This window comes from Vallitalea maricola, from assembly GCF_036985595.1.
In the GTDB taxonomy this organism is placed as follows: domain Bacteria; phylum Bacillota; class Clostridia; order Lachnospirales; family Vallitaleaceae; genus Vallitalea; species Vallitalea maricola.
The window spans coordinates 1-217 of sequence record NZ_BTPU01000245.1 but is presented as its reverse complement, the minus strand read 5'-3'; the positions used below and the strand labels follow the sequence as shown (position 1 = coordinate 217).

Annotated in this window: 1 protein-coding gene; it reads left to right on the top strand. The window is 32.7% G+C overall.

Features of this window, described 5'->3' with window-relative positions; genetic code table 11:
- On the top strand, positions 1-217 hold a 217-nt coding region (locus AACQ14_RS24000), incomplete at both ends, for a ketoacyl-synthetase C-terminal extension domain-containing protein (RefSeq protein ID WP_339366061.1).

Sequence of the window (217 nt, the reverse complement as noted above, 5' to 3'; positions counted from 1 at the left end):
ATTTTGCTAATTCATGTTGTATTACAAATGGTGTATTAGCAAAATGGGAGAGACCTGTTATTAATATTAATGGTGTCACCAAAGAATATCCAAGAATTGCTGGGGTTTCATCTTTTGGAGCAGGTGGAGCAAATGCACATGTAATAATTGAAGAATACATACCAGAAAAATATAACCAACAGATGAACCAAGATACTTATGATACTTCAGTAATGAT